Annotated in this window: 5 protein-coding genes; 2 read left to right on the plus strand and 3 right to left on the minus strand. The window is 69.9% G+C overall.

Annotated features, from left to right (window positions below; genetic code table 11):
- Positions 1-3: 3 nt before the first annotated feature.
- Positions 4-1,425 (minus strand): pectinesterase family protein, encoded by a 1,422-nt coding sequence (locus ABZS58_RS08825; RefSeq protein ID WP_354779167.1) that lies wholly within the window; start codon positions 1,423-1,425, stop codon positions 4-6.
- Positions 1,426-1,533: 108 nt separating this feature from the next.
- The gene (locus ABZS58_RS08830; RefSeq protein ID WP_354779169.1) at positions 1,534-2,226 is read right to left on the minus strand and encodes a M23 family metallopeptidase; all 693 of its coding nucleotides are present in this window, start codon (positions 2,224-2,226) and stop codon (positions 1,534-1,536) included.
- 220 nt (positions 2,227-2,446) lie between these two features.
- Between ABZS58_RS08830 and ABZS58_RS08835 the strand changes: the two genes are divergently transcribed.
- Together ABZS58_RS08835 and ABZS58_RS08840 are read left to right on the plus strand one after the other, a co-directional pair.
- Positions 2,447-3,835, plus strand: coding sequence for a cellulase family glycosylhydrolase (locus ABZS58_RS08835; protein WP_354779171.1), 1,389 nt, complete (start codon positions 2,447-2,449; stop codon positions 3,833-3,835).
- 60 nt (positions 3,836-3,895) lie between these two features.
- The gene (locus tag ABZS58_RS08840; RefSeq protein WP_354779173.1) at positions 3,896-6,187 is read left to right on the plus strand and encodes an FdhF/YdeP family oxidoreductase; all 2,292 of its coding nucleotides are present in this window, start codon (positions 3,896-3,898) and stop codon (positions 6,185-6,187) included.
- Here ABZS58_RS08840 and ABZS58_RS08845 read toward each other — a convergent pair.
- Positions 6,174-6,655: pectate lyase (locus tag ABZS58_RS08845; protein WP_354779175.1), on the minus strand; the 482-nt coding region annotated here is incomplete at its 5' end. The genes ABZS58_RS08840 and ABZS58_RS08845 overlap by 14 nt on opposite strands.

Genomic DNA, 6,655 nt, shown 5'->3' on the forward strand with positions numbered 1-6,655 from the left:
TCCCTAAACCGGGTTCCAGCCGTCACTACCGGCCAGATACTTCTGCGGGGTGTAGTTCGCCGCGGCCGAGTCGCTCAGCTGCGGGCGGTTGCTGTTCGTGCCGGCGCCGGCGCCGGTGTTGCGGTATTCGACGAACCGCGCGTTCTTCCACGAGTTGCCGGACATGTCGGTCCACGGCTGCGCGGTCCGCATGGTGGCGCTCAGGTCCGACTCGCGGAACAGCACCTGCGCCGACGGGCCCCACGGGCGGCCGAGCTGCGTCACGTTGTTCGCGGCACCCGTGATCGTGCACTTGTAGAAGAGGAAGCCGTAGGTCGCGGCGGGGTCGGTCCTCGCCGCCGTGATCGGCCCGCCGCTGCTGCGCTTCTCGTAGACGCTGCTCGCGTTGAACACCGCGGTCCCGCCGCCGAAGATGAAGTCGACGGTCCCCTCCACGTACGACCGCACGTAGTAGGAGCGGAAACCGTTGACGAGCAGCGTGTCCTGGTTGCCGAGGAACCGCACGCCGTCGAAGACCGACCGGTCGGCGTTGACGTTCGCGGCGACGGCCTGGCTGCCCTCGCCGTAGTCGTTGGACATCGTCAGGTTCCTGGCGATGAAGTCGTGCCCGTTGACGAAGACGGTGGCGCTGCCGGAGGTACCGTAGCCGCCCGCGCTGCTGTGGTTGTTGACGATGACCGTCGCCGCCGCCGACGACCCCAGGCCCTCAAGGGTGATGAAGGGCTTGTTCGACGGGATCGTGACGATCTCCCGGTAGGTGCCGGCCTTGATGGTGATGACCCGCCGGGTCGTGTTGTTCGCCGGGACCGCGTCGACGGCCGCCTGCACGGTGCTGTACTGCCCGGTCCCGTCCTTCGCGACCGTCGCGGCGGTGGTGCTCCCCACGGCGTTGAACGCCCACTGTTTGTTGCTGTTGGCGGTGCAGGTCTCCTGGATGACGGCGGCGCCGCTGGCCGTGGAGGCGTCCTTGTCGCTGATGCAGAGCCCGCTGTTGATGTTGATGATCTGGAAGGTGTCTGTGCCGGAGGCGACGAGTCGCCACTGCTGGTTGGTCTGGCTGGCGACGCAGGTGTACTGCTGCAGCTGCACGCCCGAGGCGGTGGACCAGCCGGGCACGTCGACGCACTTGCCGCTGCTGACGTTGACGAGCTGGTAGTTGCCGCCCGCCGCGGTGAGTTTGAACTGCTGCCAGGCGGCGCCGGACGTGCAGCCCCATTGCTGCAGCAGTGCGCCGTTCGCGGTGGACGCCGATGGTACGTCGATGCACTTGCCGCTCTTCGTCACGGCCAGCTGATACGTGCCGCCCGTGGCGGGCAGCGCCGCCGCGTCGGACGGCAGCATCGACACCGCCGTCACCACGGCGGGCACCGCGACGGCGAGCGCGGCGTAGAGCAGATGTCGCCTGAACGAACCCGATCTGGACATGAATCCCGGTCCCTTCCCGGTCACGCTGAGTTCCGGACCGCCGGGGCGGTCCGGCGGGCACCCAGGTAGATGCGGGCCGGGGCGGGCCGATAACAAGAATTTCCGGGACTACCGGGACTGCGGGCAGTTGTGGCTGGTCCGGTCCTGGGGCGGGGACACCGGGCCGGCGGTGCGGATCGGGCCGGTGCTCGCGCTGCCGTCGCTGGTGATGCCCGACGGGACGCCGTCGAAGACGGACTCGACCTTGTCGGCGTTGCCGCGGGTGTGCTCGGGGTCCCGGGTGTCGTCGTGCTGCTCGTAGTGCAGGTGTTCGACGCGGGTCGAGCCGGTCCTGCCGACGTGGCCGAGCAGCCGGCCCTGCGGCACCACCTGGTCCTGCTTCACCTCGGGCCAGGTCTGCAGGTGCCCGTACGAGGTGAACCAGCCGCCGCCGTGGTCGATGATCACGCCGAAGCCGAGGCCGCCGCGGGTGCCGACGGTGCCGGGCGCGGCCGGTGCGCCGTTGTCCAGCGTCGCCTGCCAGCCGGCCCAGGCGACCGTGCCGCCGGCGGAGGCGAGGACCGCGCGGCCGCCGCTCTGCCCGCCGTTGAAGAAGAAGTCGATGTCGTAGTCGTCGTGCCCGGCATACGTGGTGAGATGCCACGACTCGCCGCACTGGAACGGCAGCTGGAAGGCCGGCCGCGGCCCCGGGTGCCGCTGCGGGTGGCCGTCGGCCCGGCGGGCGAGCACGACATACGACGTGATGACGCAGCCGATGATGATCAGCAGCATCGTCGACCGGTACACCCCTCGCGCGCCCACCGGCGATCAATCTACCCGGTTGCCGCAACGCTCCGTCCCGGGACAAAGCATGAAAGCTTCACGATCCGTCCCGGGCGGCCGGAGTGCGTCGCTGCCGCTCGTACCAGCGGAAACGCCGCCGAAAAGGGGTCTTTGTGCGGCTCGTGCGCGTTGACGCCCCGGAACGGGCGGGCCTAATGTCCGGCGCGCCCCAGCTCCCGTCGATGTCTCGAGGTAGGCCATGAGGAGAAGACTCAGCGTTCTCGGCGCGCTGTTGCTCGCCGTCACCGCGTCGGTGGTGATGTTCATGCAGCCCGCGTCCGCCGCCGTCGGCCTGCACATCAGCGGCCGCAACATCGTGGAGGCCAACGGCCAGAACCTGATCATGCGCGGCGTCAACCACCCGCACGTGTGGTACACCGGCCAGACGTCGTCGTTCGCCGCCATCAAGGCCGCCGGGGCCAACACGATCCGGGTCGTGCTCGGCACCGGCAAGCGCTGGGGGCCGTCCAACGACGTGCCCGCCGTCATCACCCTGTGCAAGCAGAACAAGCTCATCTGCGTGCTCGAGGTCCACGACACCACCGGCTACGGCGAGGAGGGCGCGGCCGCGTCGCTCGACGAGGCCGCCAACTACTGGATCAGCCAGAAGGCGAACCTGGTCGGCCAGGAGAACTACGTCGTCATCAACATCGGCAACGAGCCGATCGGCAACACCAACCCGGCGCAGTGGACCGCCGCGACCGCCGCCGCCATCGCGAAGCTGCGCACCAACGGCTTCGAGCACCTCATCATGGTCGACGCCCCGAACTGGGGCCAGGACTGGCAGAACGTCATGCGCGACACCGGCCAGACCGTGCTGGACGCCGACACCAAGCACAACACGGTGCTGTCGATCCACATGTACGCCGTGTACGCCAACGCCGCGACGATCGTGGCCTACTTCGACGCGTTCAAGAACAAGGGCTGGCCGCTCGTCGTCGGCGAGTTCGGCTGGAAGTTCAACTCCGGCGAGGTCGACCACGAGACCATCCTGTCCGAGGCGCAGGCCCGCGGCCTGGGCTGGATCGCCTGGTCGTGGAGTGGCAACAGCGACCCGATCCTCGACATGACGACGAACTTCAACCCGGCGCAGCTGACCACGTTCGGCGACCGGATCGTCAACGGGGCCAACGGCCTGAAGGCCACCTCCCGCGAGGCGTCCATCTACAGTGGACAGACCACCAGCCCGCAGCCGTCCTCGGCGTCGCCGTCGGCGTCCCGCAGCCCGTCGACCTCCCCGTCGGCGTCCCGCAGCCCGTCGACCTCGCCGTCCAACCCGGGTGGCAAGACCTGCACGGCGACCTACGCCATCGTCGGCCAGTGGCCCGGCGGCTTCCAGGCCGAGGTCAAGGTGACCGCCGGCAGCGCGGCGATCTCCGGCTGGACCGTCGGCTGGACGTACGCCAACGGCCAGACCGTCGCCAACGGCTGGAGCGCCACCATCACCAGCTCCGGCGCCGCGGTCACCGCCCGCAACGTCGGCTACAACGGCACCGTCGCCGCCGGCGGCAACACCACGTTCGGCTTCCTCGGCTCCTGGAACGCCACCAACTCCGTCCCCGCTCCGCTCACCTGCACGGCAAGCTGAACAGCCGCGGCGGGCCGGCCGTGTATCCGGCCGGCCCGCCGCGGGGCTACCCTCGGTGGTATGCCTGACCTGCCACCACCCGTCGACGAGGGCGAGGCGCGGCTGAAGGTCGGGCCGCCCGCCGACCACGCCGCGGGGCTGCCGGCCGTGCGGCTCAGCGTCGCCAACGCCGTGCGGCGGATGGGCGTCGTCAAGGCCACGCGGAACCTCCTGGCGCTCAACCAGGTCGACGGCGTCGACTGCATGAGCTGCGCGTGGCCCGACCCCAAGCCCGACCCCAAGGGGCGCCGGCACACCGCCGAGTTCTGCGAGAACGGCGCCAAGGCCATCTCCTGGGAGGGCGTGCGGGAGACCGTCGGACCTGACTTCTTCGCCGCGCACTCCCTCGACGACCTCGCCGGGCGCACCGACCACTGGCTGGAGGCGCAGGGCCGGCTCGTCCATCCGATGGTCCGCCGCAGTGGCGGCAGCCACTACGAGCCGATCTCGTGGGACGACGCGTTCGCGCTCATCGGCACGCACCTCAACGGACTCGAAAGCCCCGACGAGGCGGTCTTCTACACCTCCGGCCGGGCCAGCAACGAGGCCGCGTTCCTGTGGCAGCTGTTCGCTCGGGCGTATGGCACCAACAACCTCCCCGACTGCTCCAACATGTGCCACGAGTCGACGTCGGCCGGGCTGGCCCGCACGATCGGCATCGGCAAGGGGTCGGTGTCGCTGCAGGACCTGCACGAGGCGGAGCTCATCGTCGTGTCGGGGCAGAACCCCGGCACCAACCACCCGCGGATGCTGACCGCGCTGGAGACCGCGAAGCGCAACGGCGCCAAGATCCTGGCGATCAACCCGCTGCGCGAGGCCGGGCTGATGCGCTTCGACAACCCGCAGAAGGCGCGGGGGCTCGCCGGGCGCGGCACCGACCTCGCCGACGAGCTGCTGCAGATCCGGTCCAACGGCGACCTGGCCCTGTGGCAGGCCATCGGCCACCTGCTCCTGCGGGCGCACGGCGACGCGATCGACCGCGACTTCGTCGACCGGTACACCACCGGCTTCGAGGAATGGCAGCGCCACGTGCGCGCGCTCGACCGCGACGCGGTGCTCGCCGCGACCGGTCTGGCCTGGTCGCAGATCGAGACCGCCGCGGCGATGCTGGCGGCCTCCAAGCGCACCGTGCACTGCTGGGCGATGGGTATCACCCAGCACCACAACGCGGTGGCCACCATCAAGGAGTTCGTCAACGTCGCGCTGGCACAGGGCAACATCGGCAGACCCGGTGCCGGCCTGTGCCCGGTCCGTGGCCACTCCAACGTGCAGGGCGACCGGACGATGGGCATCTGGGAGAAGCCGCCCGCGTTCTTCCTCGACGCGCTCGGCGCCGAGTTCGGCTTCGAGCCGCCGCGCGAGCACGGCTTCGACGCGGTTTCCTCGGTCAAAGCGTTCCGCGACAGGCGGGCGAAGGTGTTCATCGCGCTCGGCGGCAACTTCGTCGCCGCGATGTCCGACACCGACGTCACCACCGCGGCCATGCGCGGCGCCGCGCTCACCGTGCAGGTGTCCACGAAGCTCAACCGCAGCCACGTCGCGGCCGGGGAAACGGCACTGATCCTGCCCACACTCGGCCGCTCCGAGCAGGACATGACCGGCGGCAAGGTGCAGCGGGTCACCGTCGAGGACTCGATGTCGGAGGTGCACGCGTCCCGGGGTCGTTCGGCCCCGATCGATCCGGCGCTGCGGTCCGAAGTGGACATCGTGTGCGGGATCGCGGCGGCCGCGCTCGGCGACCGGCACGGCATCCCGTGGCCGTCGTTCACGGTCGACTACGACCGGATCCGGGACCGGATCTCCCGGGTCGTGCCCGGCTGCGCCGGCTACAACGACCGCATCCGCGACGGCGGCTTCACCCTGCCGCACGGGCCGCGGGACTCCCGCACGTTTCCGACGCCGGAGGGCAGGGCCGTGTTCACGGTCAGCCCGCTCGTCGTCATGCAGGTGCCGCCGGGGCGTCTGGTGCTGCAGACGATCCGCAGCCACGACCAGTTCAACACCACCATCTACGGCCTCGACGACCGGTACCGCGGCATCAGGTCGGGCCGCCGGGTCGTGTTCATCTGCGCGGAAGATCTGGCGGCACTGGGTTTCGCCGACGGCGACATGGTCGACCTGGTGTCGGAGTGGGAGGGTTCTGAGCGGCGTGCGCCGCGGTTCCGGCTGGTGGAGTACGACACGCCGAAGGGGTGCGTCGCGGCCTACTTTCCGGAGACGAACCCGCTGGTGCCGCTGGACTCGCAGGCTGCGGTCAGCGGCACCCCCACGTCGAAGTGGGTCGTCGTGCGGTTGGAACCTACCGGTACGTGATGTCGGACGCGTTGTAGAAGCAGTTGACGCCGTCGGCGCCGGAGCCGATGTGGGTCGGCTCGCTGCCCTTCGGGGCGCCCTTGTACTTGTCGCAGATCGTCGCCGAGCCGTAGACGGTGATCCGGGTGAACCGGGCGGTGTCGCCCCAGTTGGTGTTGATGCCCGCGATCACCTTCGTCGACCTGGCGATGATGTTGTCGACGACGACGTTGCGCTGGTAGGAGTTCGTGCAGTTGCCGCAGGCGCGGTACAGCTTCCCGGCGTTCTCGACGTAGAAGCCGGAGATGTTGACCGTGCCGTTGCCGTTGTGCTGGAACACCTTGTCGCTGGCACTGCGGGCGCCGCCGCCGATGACGTAGCTGGTGCCGCCGCTCGTGCCGAGGAACGTCGCGGCGTCCTCGCCCACGTCCTCCCACCACACGTTCTGGATCGTGCACGTGCCGAGGCAGTGGATGCCGTCACCGGCCG

The organism is Dactylosporangium sp. NPDC005555 (assembly GCF_040605635.1).
In the GTDB taxonomy this organism is placed as follows: domain Bacteria; phylum Actinomycetota; class Actinomycetes; order Mycobacteriales; family Micromonosporaceae; genus Dactylosporangium.

Coding starts and splice junctions, on each gene's coding strand:
- ABZS58_RS08825 (WP_354779167.1), bottom strand. CDS start 1,425: ATGTCCAGATCGGGTTCGTTCAGGCGACATCTGCTCTACGCCGCGCTC.
- ABZS58_RS08835 (WP_354779171.1), top strand. CDS start 2,447: ATGAGGAGAAGACTCAGCGTTCTCGGCGCGCTGTTGCTCGCCGTCACC.
- ABZS58_RS08840 (WP_354779173.1), top strand. CDS start 3,896: ATGCCTGACCTGCCACCACCCGTCGACGAGGGCGAGGCGCGGCTGAAG.